At 51.8% G+C, this 17812-nt stretch carries 15 protein-coding genes and 4 tRNA genes; 5 read left to right on the top strand and 14 right to left on the bottom strand.

What is annotated here, in order from left to right:
* Window positions 1-4 precede the first annotated feature (4 nt).
* From prfA to galT, 14 genes are all read right to left on the bottom strand, one after another.
* A complete protein-coding gene (prfA, locus tag VMT71_03750; protein HVN23056.1) occupies window positions 5-1072 on the bottom strand; it encodes a peptide chain release factor 1 in 1068 nt (355 codons plus the stop codon).
* A complete protein-coding gene (gene rpmE / locus VMT71_03745) occupies window positions 1069-1296 on the bottom strand; it encodes a 50S ribosomal protein L31 (protein ID HVN23055.1) in 228 nt (75 codons plus the stop codon). Before rpmE ends, prfA begins: the two co-directional genes overlap by 4 nt.
* 2 nt (window positions 1297-1298) lie before the next feature.
* On the bottom strand, window positions 1299-2552 hold the full coding sequence (rho, locus tag VMT71_03740) for a transcription termination factor Rho (protein ID HVN23054.1): 1254 nt from the start codon (window positions 2550-2552) through the stop codon (window positions 1299-1301).
* Window positions 2539-3150, bottom strand: a complete 612-nt coding sequence (coaE, locus tag VMT71_03735) for a dephospho-CoA kinase (protein HVN23053.1) — start codon at window positions 3148-3150, stop codon at window positions 2539-2541. The genes rho and coaE overlap by 14 nt, the downstream gene beginning before the upstream one ends.
* Window positions 3147-5507, bottom strand: a complete 2361-nt coding sequence (gene gyrB, locus VMT71_03730; protein ID HVN23052.1) for a DNA topoisomerase (ATP-hydrolyzing) subunit B — start codon at window positions 5505-5507, stop codon at window positions 3147-3149. Before gyrB ends, coaE begins: the two co-directional genes overlap by 4 nt.
* 1 nt (window position 5508) lies before the next feature.
* Window positions 5509-6594, bottom strand: coding sequence for a DNA polymerase III subunit beta (dnaN, locus tag VMT71_03725; GenBank protein HVN23051.1), 1086 nt, complete (start codon window positions 6592-6594; stop codon window positions 5509-5511).
* A gap of 121 nt (window positions 6595-6715) precedes the next feature.
* Complete coding sequence (gene dnaA / locus VMT71_03720; GenBank protein ID HVN23050.1) at window positions 6716-8032, bottom strand: chromosomal replication initiator protein DnaA; 1317 nt, start codon at window positions 8030-8032, stop codon at window positions 6716-6718.
* A 157-nt stretch (window positions 8033-8189) separates the two neighbouring features.
* Entirely contained in the window at window positions 8190-9422 is a 1233-nt protein-coding gene (locus VMT71_03715; protein HVN23049.1) for a hypothetical protein, read from the bottom strand.
* A 75-nt stretch (window positions 9423-9497) separates the two neighbouring features.
* Window positions 9498-9572, bottom strand: a tRNA-Ala gene (locus VMT71_03710).
* 12 nt (window positions 9573-9584) lie between these two features.
* Window positions 9585-10466 (bottom strand): UTP--glucose-1-phosphate uridylyltransferase GalU, encoded by an 882-nt coding sequence (gene galU, locus VMT71_03705; protein HVN23048.1) that lies wholly within the window; start codon window positions 10464-10466, stop codon window positions 9585-9587.
* Between the two features lies 1 nt (window position 10467).
* Complete coding sequence (locus VMT71_03700; GenBank protein HVN23047.1) at window positions 10468-10827, bottom strand: response regulator; 360 nt, start codon at window positions 10825-10827, stop codon at window positions 10468-10470.
* Window positions 10824-12557 (bottom strand): ATP-binding protein, encoded by a 1734-nt coding sequence (locus VMT71_03695; GenBank protein ID HVN23046.1) that lies wholly within the window; start codon window positions 12555-12557, stop codon window positions 10824-10826. Before VMT71_03695 ends, VMT71_03700 begins: the two co-directional genes overlap by 4 nt.
* Window positions 12544-14001, bottom strand: a complete 1458-nt coding sequence (glgA, locus tag VMT71_03690; GenBank protein HVN23045.1) for a glycogen synthase GlgA — start codon at window positions 13999-14001, stop codon at window positions 12544-12546. Before glgA ends, VMT71_03695 begins: the two co-directional genes overlap by 14 nt.
* The gene (gene galT / locus VMT71_03685; GenBank protein ID HVN23044.1) at window positions 13998-15011 is read right to left on the bottom strand and encodes a galactose-1-phosphate uridylyltransferase; all 1014 of its coding nucleotides are present in this window, start codon (window positions 15009-15011) and stop codon (window positions 13998-14000) included. The genes glgA and galT overlap by 4 nt, the downstream gene beginning before the upstream one ends.
* Before the next feature lie 156 nt (window positions 15012-15167).
* Between galT and VMT71_03680 the strand changes: the two genes are divergently transcribed.
* The 5 genes from VMT71_03680 to VMT71_03660 all read left to right on the top strand — a co-directional run bounded on the left by VMT71_03680 (window position 15168) and on the right by VMT71_03660 (window position 17812).
* Window positions 15168-15743 carry a rhomboid family intramembrane serine protease gene (locus tag VMT71_03680; protein ID HVN23043.1) on the top strand — a complete coding sequence of 192 codons (576 nt, stop codon included), beginning with the start codon at window positions 15168-15170 and terminating at the stop codon, window positions 15741-15743.
* Window positions 15744-16036: 293 nt separating this feature from the next.
* A complete protein-coding gene (locus tag VMT71_03675) occupies window positions 16037-17368 on the top strand; it encodes a radical SAM protein (GenBank protein ID HVN23042.1) in 1332 nt (443 codons plus the stop codon).
* Between the two features lie 195 nt (window positions 17369-17563).
* A tRNA-Thr gene (locus VMT71_03670) sits at window positions 17564-17636 on the top strand.
* A gap of 5 nt (window positions 17637-17641) precedes the next feature.
* A tRNA-Tyr gene (locus VMT71_03665) sits at window positions 17642-17726 on the top strand.
* Window positions 17727-17735: 9 nt separating this feature from the next.
* Window positions 17736-17812, top strand: a tRNA-Gly gene (locus tag VMT71_03660).

Genomic DNA, 17812 nt, shown 5'->3' with positions numbered 1-17812 from the left:
AGGGTTACCTTGCCTTTAACAATTCTGCCTGAAAATGGGAAATGAGGGGATCGAGGACGGGGTCGAGGTTCCCGGCCAAAATATCTTCCAGCCTGTAAAGCGTGAGCCCTACGCGATGGTCGGTTATTCTTCCCTGAGGAAAGTTGTAGGTTCTGATGCGTTCGCTCCTGTCGCCGGTGCCCACCTGCTTTCTTCTCTCTGCCGAGACTTCCTGCTCCTGCTCCTCCTGGATCTGCTCCTTAAGCCGCGCCCGCAGCACTCTCAGCGCTTTAGCCTTATTCTTGTGCTGCGATTTCTCGTCCTGGCAGGTTACCACGAGCCCGGTAGGTATGTGGGTAATCCTCACTGCCGAATCTGTGGTGTTCACGTGTTGCCCGCCGGGGCCGCTGGACCTAAACACGTCTATACGCAGGTCCTCAGGGTTTACTTTCAATTCGACCTCTTCCGGCTCAGCAAGAACCGCCACAGTAACGGTGGACGTGTGTATCCTGCCCTGCGATTCGGTCTCGGGTACCCTTTGTACCCTGTGCACGCCGCTTTCGTACTTGAGGCGGGGAAACGCGTCCTTGGAGTCCACAAGAAAAACTACTTCTTTAAATCCGCCGAGCGAAGAGGCGCTCGCGCTCATGAGCTCCGTCTTCCATTTCATCTTCTCGGCGTACTTCATGTACATCGCAAACAGTTCGGCGGCAAACAGGGCAGCCTCCTCGCCGCCTGTGCCGGCCCTTATTTCAAGGAACATGCTTTTGACTTCTTGCGTGTCCTTGCCGAGAAGCATTCCCTTGAGCAGGCCTTCGAGTTGGTCCTGCCGCTTGGTGAGCAGAAGAAGCTCCTCCTGGGCCATCTGTTTAAGCTCTTCGTCCGTCTCGTGGTCCGCAAGCTCTCTGGTTTTTTCCGTCTCTCCCCTTACCTTGCGGAACTCCCGGAGGGTTGCCACAATCTCCCTCAGTTCTGCGTGTTCCCTGGCGAGTTTTCGAAAGTCCTCTTGGTTGGAGATGTTCTCCGGGCGCGCCATACCATTTTCAATCTCCTGGTACCTGCGCTCGATTTCTTCCAGTCTTTCAGCGATCATTTCTTGTTCTGCTTCTCCTGGCTCTCCTTCTTACGATACTTGCGCTCAAACTTCTCAACCCTGCCTCCTGTGTCCATGAGCTTTTCGCGGCCGGTGAACATCGGGTGACACTTTCCGCATATTTCTACCGATATCTTATCCTTGGTTGACAGAGTCTCAAATGTGTAGCCGCAGGCGCACTTTACGGTAGCCTTCTTCAGTTCCGGGTGAATCTTTTCTTTCATCTTCATCCTCCTCTGCTCATTGAATCTAGAAACTCTTTGTTAGAGTCTACATCGGTAAGCTTCTCCAGCAAAAACTCCATCGACTCCACGGTGTTCATGGGCTGCAGCACCTTGCGAAGCAACCATATCCTCGAAAGGTCGCCGTTCCCGAGGAGAAGTTCTTCCTTTCTGGTCCCCGACTTGTTGATATCGATCGCCGGGAATATCCGTTTCTCTGCCAGCTTCCTGTCAAGGTAGATTTCGCTGTTGCCCGTTCCCTTGAACTCCTCGAAGATCACTTCGTCCATTCTGCTTCCTGTGTCAATCAGGGCCGTTGCCACAATGGTGAGGCTCCCGCCTTCTTCTATTTTGCGAGCTGCACCAAAAAATCGCTTCGGCTTTTGCATGGCTGAGGCATCGATACCGCCGGAAAGAATTTTGCCGCTCGATGGAACCACCGTGTTGTAGGCTCTTGCCAGCCTGGTGATGGAATCGAGCAGAATCACGACGTCCCTCTTGTGCTCTACGAGGCGCTTTGCCTTTTCAATGACAATTTCTGCGACCTGCACGTGCCTGGTGGCGGGCTCATCAAACGTGGAGCTCACAACCTCACCCTTGACCGACCGCTCCATGTCTGTCACCTCTTCCGGTCTCTCGTCGATCAGAAGCACGATCAGGAATATCTCCGGGTGGTTTGCGGTAACGCTGTTGGCGATGCTTTGAAGGAGCATGGTTTTTCCGGTTCGGGGCGGAGCAACAATGAGGCCGCGCTGCCCTTTACCGATAGGCGTGAAGAGATCCATGACCCTTGCGGGGAGCTTCGTGCCGGTTGTTTCCTGCACAATGCGCTCGCACGGATAAATGGGCGTGAGGTTATCGAAGATAATTTTGTCTTTGGCAATCTCCGGATCGTCAAAGTTTATCTTCTCGATCTTCAAGAGCGCAAAGTATTTCTCGTTATCTTTCGGTGGGCGGATCTGGCCAGATATCGTATCTCCCGTGCGCAAACCAAATCTCTTGATCTGAGAAGGAGAGACATAAATATCGTCCGGCCCAGGCAGATAATTGGAATCTACTGATCTCAGAAAACCAAATCCCTCCGGCAGGATCTCCAGTACACCTTCTCCGTATATAACCTCGTTCTTGTCAACCAAAGACTGGAGTATCGCAAAGATGAGCTCTTGCTTGCGCAACCCGGTGGCGTTTTCAACAGCCATCTCCTTGGCAATGTGGGTTAACTCCCCTATCCTCTTTCCCTTTAATTCAGTGAGATGCATTTCGTTCTTCCTCCCAGCTGGTTAGCCTTTCAAGGAACCTGTCGATTTCCTTTTGCAGGTCTTGCTCTGTTCCGTTGTTGTTGATGACGTAATCCGCTCTTGCTGCTTTAGCGGGAAGCGGAATCTGGAAAGACAACCTTCTTTCAACGTCATCAGCCTCCATCCCCCGTTCCGCCAGTCTCCGCCGTATAATGTCCATATCGGCCGCTACCACGACCACCTTATCCACCCTCTTGTCAAATCCCGCCTCAAAGAGAAGCGGGTGATCAAATACCACGGCGCGTGCCCCCTTCTGCCGGAGCAACTCGATCCTTTTCTCTACTTCCTGCCGCACGCGCGGATGTATAATTCCTTCCAGTTTACGCAGGTCGTTGCCTTGACTAAAGGCTAGGCTGCGGAGTTTAACCACATCGACGAGGCCATTCGCCACGCACTCGTCACCAAAGGCTTTTCGAATATCGTCTTGCGTCTCTTTCCAGTTGAGGCTCTCTTTCGCAAGGGCGTCCAGGTCAATAACATCGATCCCCCGCTCCTTGAGGAGCCGTGCTGTGGTGCTTTTGCCGCTCCCGATAACACCGGTGAGGCCGAGGAAGATCATATGTCCAGGTTCATCACGTTCATCGCGTTGTTCTCAATAAACTCACGTCTCCACTCAACGTTGGTGCCCATGAGGATACTAAAGAGCTTATCCACCTCTGGTTGGTCTTCTATGGCTACCCGCACCAACCGCCGCCTGGCCGGGTCCATGGTGGTCGACCAGAGCTGCTCCGGGTTCATCTCGCCCAAGCCTTTGTATCGTTGAATGGTGAGTCCCTCCTTGCCTTTTTCGCTCACGAGCGACAGAAGCTGATCAGCGCGAACCGGCCGGCGTGTCCCGTCTTTTTCAACAACCTGTACCTCTTTTTCATAATAGGCTGAGAGGTTCTTGTAGGTCCGGTAGCTCGTTCTGTAGTCTTCCTGGCTGCAAAAATCGTAGTCGATGCGGGGGGTCAATTTCTTCTCGGAACCATTCTCTATGCTCAAAGTGAAGAGGTTGTGCTCGGGGTCGAGAGAGATGTGGGCGCTCTGGTCTTCGTTGACGAGTTGCTTTTTCAACCGAAGGAGTTTTTCCTCCTTCTCGAAGTCTTCGCGCTTGAAAATATCCGCGCGGAAAAGGGCCAGCATTGCGGATCTCTGCATGTTAAGGCGTTCCATGCTCCTGAAGTGTTTCTCCAGCGCCCTTAACCCTTCAAGGTCTATCTTGAGGCGAGCGTTGCTTATTTCCTCCCCGTCAACCAGACATTTCATCTTTTCAATGCCGCGCTGGCCGACGAATTTTTCCATCTCATCATCGTCTTTCATATACATATCTTTACCACCAACCGCAACCCTGTAAAGAGGGGGTTGTGCTATGTAAAGATAGCCCCTGTCGATCATCTCCGGTATTTTACGGTAAAAAAGCGTAAGCAGTAGTGTGCGGATGTGCGAACCATCGACGTCGGCGTCGGTCATTATAACTACCTTTTTGTAGCGGAGGTTGTCGACACTTCCTGATTGAATGCCCAGCGCAAGATAGATGGCCCTTATTTCCTCGTTGGAGAGTACCTTTTCCTGACGCGCTCTCTCGACATTGAGGATTTTACCTTTCAGCGGAAGGATGGCTTGAGTCTTTCTATCGCGGCCTTGCTTTGCTGAACCGCCTGCCGAGTCGCCCTCCACTATATAAATCTCCCTGAGTTCGGGGTCACTCTCCTGGCAGTCGGCGAGTTTTCCCGGAAGAATCCCGGCATCGGTTAAGCCCTTGCCTTTTATAAGCTCCTTTGCTTTTTTCGCGGCCTCGCGAGCCCTCCTGGTCTCGATGGCTTTATTCACGATTGCTTTTCCAACGTCCTGGCGAATCTCAAGATACTCTGCAAGTTTTTCATTAAGCAGCGACTCTACGAAGCCCTTTACATCGCTGTTTCCAAGCTTCCCTTTTGTTTGGCCTTCAAACTGCGGGCTCTGAATCTTTACGTTAATGACTGCAACCAAGCCCTCCTTAACATCATCGCCGGAGATGGTCTCTTTCTCTTTAGTGAGGCGCTTATATTGGGCAAAGCCATTTATGCACCGGGTGAGTGCGCTCCGGAATCCTGCAACATGAGAGCCGCCCTCATGCGTATTCACGTTATTAACGAAGCTGTAGATATTCTCGTTGTAGCCGTCGTTATACTGCACAGCCACTTCAAAAAAATCGAGGCCCGCCTTGTTTCCGCTGATATAAATAGGCTCCAGAAAAAGAGGCGTCTTGCTCTGGTTCAGATATTTTGCGAACGCGACGATGCCCCCCTCATACTTAAATTCCAGCTGCTTTGCCTTTCTCTCATCGATGAGTGTTATGTGGATGCCGTTGTTAAGAAAGGAAAGCTCCCGCATTCGCTGTGCCAAAATTTCATAGCTGAATTCAATGGTCTCAAAGATCTGCTCGTCAGGACGGAATCGCACTTTTGTGCCGGTCTTTTCTGTATTACCAATGGCCCGGAGTTCAGTCATCCGTTCTCCGCGTTCATACCTCTGCGAGTAAACCTTGCCCCCCCTCTTTATTTCAACTTCGAGATATTCAGAAAGAGCATTTACTACAGACAAGCCCACGCCATGCAAACCAGCGGAAAATTTGTACGTATCCTTATCGAATTTGCCCCCGGCGTGAAGTTTGGTCAGAACGACCTCTAGGGCAGACATGTTTTCACCTTTGTGAAAAGCTACTGGTATGCCTCGCCCGTTGTCTTCAACGGCAACGCTGTTATCGCGGTGTATGGTGATGATAATATTGTTGCAAAAACCCTCAAGCGCTTCATCTATGCTGTTATCGACCAACTCATAAACCAAGTGGTGGAGTCCTTCGACGTTAGTGTTGCCAATGTACATGGATGGAACTTTCCGCACAGCATCAAGGCCATCCAGTATCTTTATGCTTTCAGCTTCGTATTCTCTCATGTTAAACCCTGATTGGCATTACTATGTTCTTATACATTCCTTCACCGTCTCCTTCAAAAAGCACCGCTCCGTAGCTGGTCGGTGCACTTACTATTACAACCTTTTCGTCGATGTGACCTACTACATCAAGCACGAACCTGATATTAAAATTCATGCTCAATTCATCTCCTTGATACGCCGCCTCGATATTCTCTCTCGCTCTGCCAACCTCAGACTCCGCCTCCACTGCAATCTCGTCTTTCCGGAGAGTCACTTTTATCGGTTCCGACTTACTGATAATCGTCGATACTTTCCTGAGCCCTTTTAAAAATCTCGCTTTTTCCGCTTTTGCGGTATTTGTATTGCCCTTTGGAATTACATTCTCATAGTCGGGAAAGCCACCCTCAATAAGCCTTGAGATAAGCACTACTGCTCCGGTCCCAAATTGGACATGTTTATCTCCCATCACTACCCGTACCGCCTCACCCTCAGAAACTACTCTTCCGATCTCTGCTATAGATCTTTTCGGAATTATCACGCCCTTGAAGTCACCAAGACCATCAACAGTCCGCCGACATAATGCCATCCGAAAACCATCCGTACCCACTACGGAAAGTATACCGTCTGAGGCCGCCATATACATGCCCGTCAACACATACCTGGTCTCGTCCGACGAAATCGCGAACTGAACCTTCTCCAACATTTCCAAAAACGTTGCCCCGTCAATGCTGAACTCGTGACTTCCGGCTATTTCTTTTACTTCCGGGAATTCCTCCGATTCCTGCAAGCCTAACACAAATTCTGATTGCTTCTGTACAAGCGTGAGGGAATTATCCTTGATCTCAACTGTGATTGGCTCAGGATCCATCTCTTTCAAAATATCTAGAAACTTCCGTGCGTGTATAACGATCTTCTTTTCTATCGTTCCTTCATACTGCACATGGCTTATCGCGCTCAGCTCGAGATCAGTTGAATAAAGGCTGATTCTGTTTTTCGAAAAATCGATAAGCACATTTGAGAGTATGGGCATTATAGATCTTCTTTCAGTAATGCTGACCTGCTTCGAGAGAGGACTCAACAAAAGATCTCTACTGATGTCTATTTTCATAGTATCTCCTTATCGTAGTAGTAATAAGGCGTGTTGATTTGTGGAAAAGACTCTCTGAAGCAATAATGGCGCTCGACGAGCTGTGCATAATCTCTGTGTAAAACATGGGGAGATCTTAGCTTCATGTTGATTTGATCTTTCTCTCCAGCTTTTCAACGGTCTCTTTCAACTCCTTTTTCACCTTCATTTCCTCTTCGATCTTCTTTATGGAGTGAATCACCGTAGCGTGATCCTTGCCACCGAATTTTTCGCCAATACCGACAAGGGAATTGTCTGTTAGTTTTCTGGCCAGGTAGATAGCTATCTGACGGGGGAGCATTATTGATTTTGTACGTCTTTTGGAACGGATATCATTTGTCTTGGTATTAAAGTAGAGGCCGACCTCTTTTATAATTGCATCTACAGTGACCTCCCGCTTTTTGTCTTTAATAATGTGGCCCATTACTTCCTTTGCAAGTTCCATAGTGATTGGAACGTTATGGAGCGACGCAAAAGCGCCAACCCTTACAAGCGAGCCTTCCAGGACGCGGACGTTGTGTTCAACGTTTGATGCGAGATAGAAAGCGACGTCCTGCGGAAGGGAAATATTATCGAGCTCCGCTTTTTTATTGAGTATGGCAACTTTTGTTTCAAGGTCGGGGGGTTGAATATCGGCGATAAGGCCCCATTCAAACCGGGAGCGCAACCTTTCCTCAAAATTGACAATGTCACGAGGAAACTTGTCGCTCGTTACTACGATCTGCTTGGCATTGTCATAGAGCGCATTAAACGTATGAAAGAATTCTGCCTGGGTACGCTCTTTGCCTGCTATGAACTGGATGTCGTCTATGAGGAGGACATCCATTTTTCGATAGCGGTTGCGGAAATCGTCCATCTTTTCGAAGCGGAGAGAATTTATGAGCTCGTTCGTAAACTCTTCTGCGGTTATGAAGCAGATGCGGTTGGGGTCTACTGGTCCGTGCAGCAAAAGAAAATTTCCAATAGCATTGAGCAGGTGAGTCTTTCCGAGCCCCACGCCGCCGTAAATAAACAGCGGGTTATACACCTTACCAGGATTGTGGGAGACCGCCAGGCACGCGGCGTTGGCGAATTGATTGCTTGAGCCGACAACGAAGGTTTCAAAAACATAACGCGGATTAAAGACGCCCGTGAGAACCTGTCTCTTTACTGCCGCGGTTTTCGCAGCAACGCGCGGTTCCTGTTTTTCTACGATGTATTCGACGCGCGGTTCCGTCTTGGTGATTTCTGAAACGGAAGCCCGAATAAGTGCTTCGAAGTTTTGTACAATCCAGTCCCGGAAGAAAGAGTTGGGCACAGAAAGTAGCACGACGTCATCAGAATACGTTATAGGACCAATCGGCTCGATCCAGGTTCTGAAGTTGTCCTGATCTACCACGTCAGCAAGTCTTGACTTGATCTGAACAGAAATATCGTCCATGCTTGGTAGTGAGGTATTTACCGCGATACCTTCAACATCTTTTCAACACTTGTGGAAAACTATGGCTTCCCGGAAGAGGTTACCTACACATAATACTACGTAATGCTGACCTTTGCAAGTTTTTTCGGCTAGTCCACCCGCAGGAGCGTGCCGCCGGTTACTGTTTCTTTAGATAGACAAAATCCGTGGCCGCGAATTGTCCGCCGCTTTTGACCTTGGCAGAGGCTGCGTCAACACCAAAAAGTTCAACTACCTCCACCTCGCCTTTAAAGTCCCCCTTGGTGGTTCCGAGAGGCTTTTGTGTTTTTGAGTCGAAGATAGGGTGTCCTGGCGTGTACACTTCCAAAACATCACCCTTCTCCAAACCGGAAAGGCGGCCGGCAGTTAAAAAAACCTTATCCTGCTCAAGGGACCCGATGCGGGCATGCCAGTCGAGTGTGAGAATCGGCTTCAAGACGTCCTCCGCGATAAGCTCTATGGCGAGATCTATTGCCCGCACCTTCGCTTTTTCCGGACTCATGTCGCCCTTCTCGCGTGACAGATAGACAGGGTTTCTTCCCGAGAGCGTTCTCAGCAGCACACCGGTATCGGTGTTATAAATGCTCAGGGAGACACGGGAAACGGCGAAGGAGGTCTCCCGCTCATCTTTACCTTCCACCTTCGAGGTGCTCGTGAAGACGTCGGAGAGGGTTCCACTCACCACAGCCTGTACCCCGTAAAGTTCACTGAGAGCTTTCATGTTTTTCGGGTCAGTTACGGGCCCGTCCATGCCAAGGGTGGTGGGATCAACGGAAATGATGGTTCCGGTGCTTTCCAGTTTTGAAATGAGGCGCTGGGTGGCTAGCTCGCTCAGGTGCTCGTTCTTATAATTGCTTTGATCTTCCAGCGGCAGAATAATCACCCGCCTCTTCATTCGTGGCGAGGGGTAGGAGAAATTTAATGCAGGCAACGGAGCGGGATACCCAAGAGTGTTGGGCATATAGACCATCTGCGGCGGATAGGCCATCTGGGGCGCGACACCCCTTTTCTTGAGATCCTCCTCGAGTTTGGCGATCCTAGCCTCCATTTCCTTTTCTTCCTTTGTGGGCGCTGGGGACCGGGAGCGGAGAGAGTCGAACAGCCCGGGCGAGTACTGGTCTTTGCGGATCCAGATGTACTCGGGCTCGTAGGGCGTGCTCATGTACCTTCTGTTCTTGGCGTAAATATATTCGACCCCATCAACAACGTTGATATCCCCCGGCTTGGGCTCACCCTTCTGCTGGACGGATTCCGCCTTCGCCGTCTTGGTGTCTTTCTTTGTGTCTGTTTGGCTTGTTTTCTTGGACCCGAACGGCCACATGCTGCACGAGGCAAGAAACAGCAGCAACAAAAGCGCTACCCACTTACGCATAGCTTCGTACCTTATAACAGAAATTGTAAAAAGTCAAAATATTGGGCAGGAAATCTCTGGAAACCCCCGGTAAAATGGTGGAGGTGGCGGGAATTGAACCCGCGGCCCCCTCGTTGCGAACGAGGTGCTCTCCCCCTGAGCTACACCCCCGGTTTCATTATCCTAAGCTAAATCGCGGGCAAGGTCAAGCTCTCGAATGTAGGAAAGCAGCTCATCTCTTACTTCGGGATGGCTCAGCCCGACAAAAACGTTTGCTTTGACGAAGCCCGGCTTATTGCCGGCATCGAACCGCCTGCCCTCATACTCCAGGCCCAGCACGGAGCGTTTTCCCAGCATGCTCCTGATGGCATCGGTGAGCTGAATCTCACCTCCAGCCCCTGGGGGGGTTTCCTCCAGGGCTGTGAAGATTTCCGGGGGTAGGACGTAGCGCCCAATAATAGCGAGGTCGCTGTACGCCCGTTCTTCGGTTGGTTTCTCAATCATATCAACAACTTGGTAAAGGCGATCGCGTACGGTCCGAGGCTTGATAATGCCATACTGTTTCACGTCGCTCATCGGTACGCGCTGTATGGCGACGACCGGGTCCCCGAACTCATTGAACACGTCGGCGAGCTGGCCAATGCATGGCTTTCTGGCAACAATAAGGTCATCGGGGAGCAACACGGCGAAGGGCTCGTTGTTTATGATGGTTTTAGCGCAGAGAACAGCATGGCCGAGACCCAACGGGGAAGGTTGCCTCACGGAGACAATGCGAATCATGTTTGAAAGACCCTTCATGGTTTCAAGCAAATCGAGCTTTCCTTTACTCTCAAGAAAGCCCTCGAGCTCGGGAAGGCTGTCGAAGTGATCCTCTATGGAGCCTTTTTGCCTCCCCGTGACCAAAACCAACTCTTCGAAGCCGGACGCTACCAATTCCTCCACAATAAACTGAACAAGAGGTTTGTCGACAATGGGCAAGAGCTCTTTCGGGACGGCCTTTGTTGCGGGAAGGAGCCTGGTACCGAACCCACCAGCAGGTATGAGGGCTTTTCGTAAGCGCGCCATCCTACGCACCCAACGCCCTTTTTATCATCTCTTTCAGCTCACGTGTGTCGGCAGACTTGACAACATAGCCGTCCGATACCCAGCTGGAAAAATCCTGCTTGAACTCACCGTAAGCCGAACAAAGAATAACAGGGAGGTCCTTATTAAGCTTTTTGATCTCACCAAGGGTTTGAATCCCGTCCATGCCCGGCATCTTGATGTCGAGCACGACGAGGCTGTAAGCAGAGCGCTTGAGCTTTTCCAGGGCCTCAAGGCCGTTTGAGGCGAGATCAACGGAGTATCCCTCGTCTTCCAGTTCCTCCTTGAAGAGCAGGCGAATATGCTCCTCGTCGTCCACAATCAGTATCGTTGCTGTTTTCATGTTATCCCCTCTCTCGCTCCCGTCGTCTTGTTGTTAATCGGAAGATGTACTATAAATGTTGCGCCCTCGCCGGTTCTGTTTCTGACCTCGATGTGGCCGTTATGATGCATGACTATTTTGTTGGAAATTGCGAGCCCCAGGCCGGTCCCCCTTTCCTTTGTCGTGAAAAACGGATTGAATATGTTATCCAGCAAGGAGGGATCTATGCCGCCGCCCGTGTCGGCGATGGAAACGGCGACAGAGGGGCGGTCCTGATACAGCCTCCTCTCCGTTTTTAGCGCCAGGGTTCCACCTGCGCCCATGGCCTGGAAAGCATTTAAGATGATGTTGATGAGAACCTGTTTGATCTGGTGGATGTCACAGACAATCGTCGGTAAATCAGGATCGTAGGTCTTAACAACGCGCACCCGTTCCCATATTTTGTCGGACGCGAGCAGATATAGAATCTCGTCGATGATGCTGTTAAGATTGCACGACTCGAGGAGCAGGGACGCGTCTTTTACATAATTAAGGACGTCATTGAGGATCGCTTCGAGCCTTGAAACCTCACCTATGATAATGTCGATGTAGCGGTTGTCTTTTTCATCAAGCTGCACCTGCTTGGCTAGTCTCTTGGTGAAGCCGCCTATGATGACAAGAGGGTTTCGGATTTCGTGCGCTATGCTGGCCGTCATCTCTCCAAGGCTACGCAGCTTCTCGTGCTCTATCACCCGTTTTTGCGCATCTCCCAGCTCCTTGAGTACATCACGCAGTTTGGTGTTGAGAAAAGAGGTCTCGAGCCCGCTGGAAATGTAATTCGCAACGGCGCTGACCAGATATTGATCGTCCTCTTCCAGTTGGTGCTCGCCTTTTCTGCATAGGGTGATTGTGCCGAGGGCGCGGTCTTTGGAGAGAATCGGCGTGCAGTGGAGGGAAAAGCGGGTGGCGTTCAGCGTCGACTCAGGGGTATGGTCACTCAGCGAACTCGCGCGCTTTAACCGCAAAGCCTCAGTCTCCAATTCCCTGAGCACACCCTCAAGATTTGCATCAATCTCTCCGGAGGTAAAGCGCTGAAGGTCGAGCCTGACAAAGGAGTGGGAGAGCTTAATTGTAGTGAATGCAGCGTTGAAGGACTTTGCTGTTATGGAAGCTATGTTCTGAAGCAGAAGGTGTGGCTCCGTGGCCGAGGTAAGCACCCTTCCGAGTTCCGACAGCGTGGCAAGCTCGCTGATACGCTTTTTTGAGGAGACCAGGAGGTCGTACGTCCTGAGGATGCCCCCCAACTCTCTGGCGATGATAGAGAGCACGATCTTTTCAGTATCGAGCGGTGTCCCTATGCCGGAAGAGCAGAGGAGCAAGACACCATAGACGAAGCTGTCGTCGGAAAGGGGGAGGAAAGCAAAGGACTTATATATACTGGTTTCCTCGTCCAGATCGGCGTAGAAAAGGCATCCAAAACGCGGGGGGACATTGCGGTCCGTAAAGTATTGAGGCACTCTTTTCTGGGCCACGGAGCCGACAATCCCCTCCCCTACGTGGCACCGGTAGCTACTGAGAATCTCATAAAGACGGCTGGTGCGGTTCATGAACCGGCAGGAGAGGCGCTTGTCCTTATCAAGGGTATAGAGCAGCGCCTCCTCGAGGCCCATTTCGTGGGCCATCAAATTGAGAATCGCCTCTATGCGGGATGCCACTTCGAGGTTTGAGTGGGATATCTCAATGACCTTGCCGAGAACATTAACGGGATCCATGCTGTTCAAGGACCTTCTTGTAGAGCGCGGCATACTCGATAGCCGATTTTTCCCAGGAAAAATCCTGCTGCATGCATCTTCTTACCAGCGCCAGCCAGGCCTGGCGGTCACCATACTGGTCGAGCGCCCTCCGTAAAGCATGGAGCAACTCTTCCGAAGAGTACTCGTAAAACTTAAAGCCTGTTGTCGAGTCGGGAAAGGCCGGGTCGTCTCGGATAGTGTCATCCAGCCCTCCCACAGCACGAACCACGGGAACGGTACCGTACTTCAAGCTGTATATCTGATTGAGTCCGCAAGGTTCATAGCGTGACGGCATAAGAAAAACATCCGCACCGGCTTCAATCAAGTGAGCGAGGGAATTATCGTACGCGATCTTGACGGCGAAGGATCGGGGGTACTTGGTGGAAAGAGCCGCAAAAAGCTCGTGGTATTTCCGTTCTCCCGTTCCCAAGAGGATGTATTGCATGCCCAGGGCGATCATTTCTTCAAGAGCGTCCGCTATGAGGTCGAAACCTTTCTGATCGGCGAGGCGCGAAATGCTGGCCGCGAGGAGGGCACCAGGCTCTTGAGGGAGGCCAAAGGCTTCCTGGAGGGCTGCCTTGTTGCGCGCCTTTAAATCGACTGTATCTAACGTGTATCTTGTCGGGATGTAGGCATCCGTGGCTGGATTCCACTCGTCGTAATCGACTCCGTTCACTATGCCGTAAAGATCGGCGGCCCGGCTGCGCAGCACCCCGTCCAGGCCGGCACCAAATTCAGGCGTCTGGATCTCCTCACTATATTTCCTGCTGACGGTGTTGATAATATCGGAACAGACGATGCCCCCCTTCAGAAAGTTGATTTTACCGTAATATTCCAGGTACTGAGGGGTGAAATACTCCCACCCCAGGTTGAGGAGATGCATGTCATAGTGCCAAAAGAGCCCCTGATACCCGAGATTGTGTATCGTAAAGAGCGTGCCGACACCCGCGAAACCTGGCTCGTTCTTGTAGAGCACCTTGAGGAAAAGAGGCACCAAACCGGTCTGCCAGTCATTGCAATGAAGTACGTCCGGATACCAGCCGGACAGCTTCAGGGCTTCCGGGATGCTTTTCGAGAAAAATATGAACCGTTCGGCATTGTCAAGGTAGTCGCCATCCGGCGTGCTGTAGAGATTATCCCTGTAGAAATATTCATCTTTCTCCACAAGATAAACCGGGATACCGTTGTACTCACTTTCTACGATCTCACCCGGTACCATCCGGTGCGATATGGGGCACGTGAAGCGAAGCCCCCTGTAGTCGATGGGGAAACCCTTTTCCTCAATGCCCTTGTACTTGGGCATAATAGCCCTCACATCAAAGCCGAGCTTCTTGAGGGCTTTGGGCAAGGCACCCGCAACATCGGCGAGCCCCCCAGTCTTGGCGAAGGGGTAGATTTCAGATGACGCGATAAGTATTCTCAAGCTCCCTCCTCCAGCGATACCTCGCGCAAGAACGTGGTTGCCAACTCCGGGGGCGTCGGATTTATGTAGAATCCCGTGCCCCACTCGAACCCCGCTGTCTTGGTGAGTCTCGGAATGACTTCCATGTGCCAATGGTAGTAAGGAACGCTGGTCAAATCGGCCGGGGATGTGTGGATCATATAGTTGTAAGGAGGAGCATTGAGCAGTTTATTGTTCTTCTTAAGCAGAATGGAGACAGCGTCCGCCAGAAGGCGATAATTATCCTCGTTCCCTGAAGCCAGAAATGAGGCCACGTGATTCTTGGGCAGGATCCAGGCCTCAAACGGGAAGCGGGCCGCGAAAGGCGAAAGGACCACGTAGCTTTCGTTCTCATAGATTATGCGAGAACCATCTTCTGCTTCCTGTGCAATGATGTCGCAGAATATGCACCGGTCTTTATATTTATAGTAATTGAGTCCGCCGGCTATCTCTTCGGAAACGCGGCGCGGAACGATGGGAAGCGCAATCAACTGAGAGTGGGCGTGGTCGAGAGACGCCCCGGCAACAGAGCCGTGATTCTTAAATATCATAATAAATTTGAATCGTCTGTCCCGTAGGAGATCTATGGTGCGCTCCCGGTACGCAATGAACACATTCTGGACTGAGGCTATATCCATGGTGTAGAGAGTCTGCCCGTGCAAAGGGGTCTCGACGATTACTTCGTGGGCTCCGATACCGTTCATCCGATCGTAAAGGCCTATCCCCTCTTTATTCAAGGCACCCTCGATGCGAAGCGCCGGGAACTTGTTCGGCACAACCCTAAGGCTCCAGCCGGAAGTATTCGGGGGCGTGTGATCCGGGCGGATGGCAAATACTTCCGGAGGGGTCATGGCCTCATTGCCGGCGCATAGGGGGCACAGGCCGGCTTTTACAGGAGCCTCTTGTTCAGCGAGGAAAACCGGCCGTTGAGCCCTCTCGGTTGATATGATAACCCATCTGTCGATAATAGGATCTTTTCTCAGTTCAGGCACGGGTCAACTCCAGAAGGTTTTTTGACACAAAACGGGGTGCATGCTAATAATAGGATCGTGATACCGATCCGGGATAATATTCCCACGCGCTCATTCCCAATTATAACAGTTAGCCTGGTGGTTGTAAACACGGCAGTCTTCGTTTATGCAGCATTTATGCCAGGTTGGGCCGAAAAAGGGTTTGTTTTAAAGTACGGTCTTGTGCCCAGGGAATTCTTGCTTTCCCTGCATCACCACCCCGAACTGGTGCCGTACAATGTCCTGACAATATTCACGTCGATGTTCCTCCACGGGGGATTTTTCCATCTGGGCGGAAACATGCTCTACCTCTGGATTTTCGGGAATAATATTGAAGATTCCACCGGCCACCTGAGATTTCTTTTTTTCTATGGTTTGTCGGGGGTGGCAGCAGCCCTCCTGCAACTCATGTATGACCCTCTCTCCGGCATACCAATGATCGGGGCCAGCGGCGCCATTTCGGGCGTACTCGGCGCGTATCTGCTTCTTTTTCCCTACGCACGTGTGAAAACGTTGATCTTTATCTTCATCTTCATAACGACAGTCGATTTGCCCGCGATAGTGCTCCTTACCATCTGGTTCCTGATACAGATCCTCTTTTCTCACACAGAGGGGGTGGCGTGGTCGGCCCATATAGGAGGGTTCCTGTTTGGTTTGGCCAGCATAAAGCTTTTCACGATCGGCAGACCTCGGATAAGGGCGCCGAGGAGATGATAGTAGCAGGGTCAAGGGTCACGGGAAGCCGCTTCGAGGAGAGGCAAAAGTCGAAATGTTTCACGTGAAACATTCCCTACCCGGGGGCCGAGTCTTGAATCACGCGAGGCCCTGAACACATGAAGCGTTGTGATATTTCACATCAATTTTCATCGTCACCCATGCCTTATGACGCTTGGGTTTCGGATGTTTCACGTGAAACACGCACTCAGCCGACCGGATGTGCGATACTTTGGGGTGCTTATCGTGACCCATGACCCTTGGCCCATGACCCCGATCTTCGGATGTTTCACGTGAAACATCTCAGAGCCCTCCTCATTAACCCTTATATATACGATGTGTCTGCTTACAGTTTCTGGTCGGTGCCGCTCGGTTTGCTCTACGTGGGGAGTGTACTGCGAGAGAACGGCGTTGACGTTCAACTCATTGATTGTCTGGCTGTTGATGAGGCGAAGCGCAAAGCCGACGGCAGAGCGCCCTTTATCCGGGCGAAGGTGGGAAAGCCGGAATCTGCTGGTCTCGCGAGAAAAAGGTTTAAGCGGTATGGAATTTCGCCGGACCTCCTTCGGTCGAGGCTGCGTGCCATGGAGCCCCCCGATTTCGTTCTCGTCACTACCGTGATGACATACTGGTACCCGGGCGCTGCCGAGACCGTGCTTATCGCCAAGGAGGCCTTTCCGAAGGCAAAAGTTGTGGTCGGCGGCCTTTACCCTTCCCTCTGCCACGGACACGCCGAACGCCACCTGGAAGCCGATCTGGTCGTGACCGCAGGGACCATGCGCAATTTCTACGCCTACGTGGAGGAGGCACGGGGAATTTCCCTGCCCTTTAAGCCAGACACAGAAGACCTCGTGGCCCTTCCCTATCCCTGCCTCGACCTTTACGAGAGCCTGCCCTTTGCTCCTCTCCTTACCTCCCTCGGTTGCCCATACCGTTGCACGTATTGTGCGACGCGGTACCTGCATCCGCGGATTCTCCGAAGGCCTCCAGAACACGTGCTGCAAGAGGTTGCCCATTGGACAGAACGCGGCTGCAGGCGCTTCGTGCTTTACGATGACAGCTTTCTCTATGACAGGGAGACCTACGCCAAGCCACTACTGCGGGCAATCTGCAGGCTGCCGCACAGCGTCTCATTTCACAACCCGAACGCGCTCAACGCTTCGTTGATCGACGAAGAGACCGCCGCGCTGCTGGCAAAGGCGGGTTTCTCCGAAATCCGGATCGGCCTGGAAACGGCTGACCCCCACCTCCAGGCAGCGATCGGAGGCAAGGTGGATGCGCGCAGTTTTGAGAAGGCGGTGGGTTTTTTGCTTCGCGCCGGCCTTGAAGGCCGGTCAATATGTGTGTACGCGTTGGCGGGATTGCCCTATCAGCGAGCCTCAGACGTTAAGGCGACCGTAGATTACATTGCGGGCCTGGGTCTTCGCCCCAGCCTGGCCCACTACTCACCCATACCGCATACGCCGATGTTTGAAGCGTATCATGCTGCAGCACGCTTTCCGATTGCGGAAGAACCCATGTTTCAAAACAACTCCTTATTTCCGTTTGCGTGGGAGGGGTTTACCGAAGAAGAGATGGATGAGTTGAAATCCTATGTACGAGAACGGAACGCCTCGCTGGGCTAGTGCCGCTTTAGTCGCTACAGGCCCTCCGTGCGGAATCGATTTCCGGGGTATCCGCTAATTTCCCTTCCCTTTTGCAGCATGTTCGTGTAAACTAATAACAAGCGGCTTGACACAAGCACGTTTCCGTATCAGTATACGTATACTATAGCTGCCATTTGATTTGGAAAATCAGCTGTAGTATAATGCAAAGTTTAAGCTGGTGTAGCTCAACAGGCAGAGCAGCTGATTTGTAATCAGCAGGTTGCGGGTTCGAGTCCCATCACCAGCTCTCAGGGAGAGGTTCCCGAGCGGCCAAAGGGGACAGACTGTAAATCTGCTGGCGCAGCCTTCGGAGGTTCGAATCCTCCCCTCTCCACCAGTAAGCGAGGCGGGAATAGCTCAGTTGGCCAGAGCGTCAGCCTTCCAAGCTGAGGGTCGCGGGTTCGAATCCCGTTTCCCGCTCCA

The organism is Syntrophorhabdales bacterium (assembly GCA_035541455.1).
In the GTDB taxonomy this organism is placed as follows: Bacteria; Desulfobacterota; Syntrophorhabdia; order Syntrophorhabdales; family WCHB1-27; genus JADGQN01.
The sequence above is the reverse complement of the archived record's forward strand: the minus strand, read 5'-3'. Positions and strand labels throughout refer to the sequence as shown.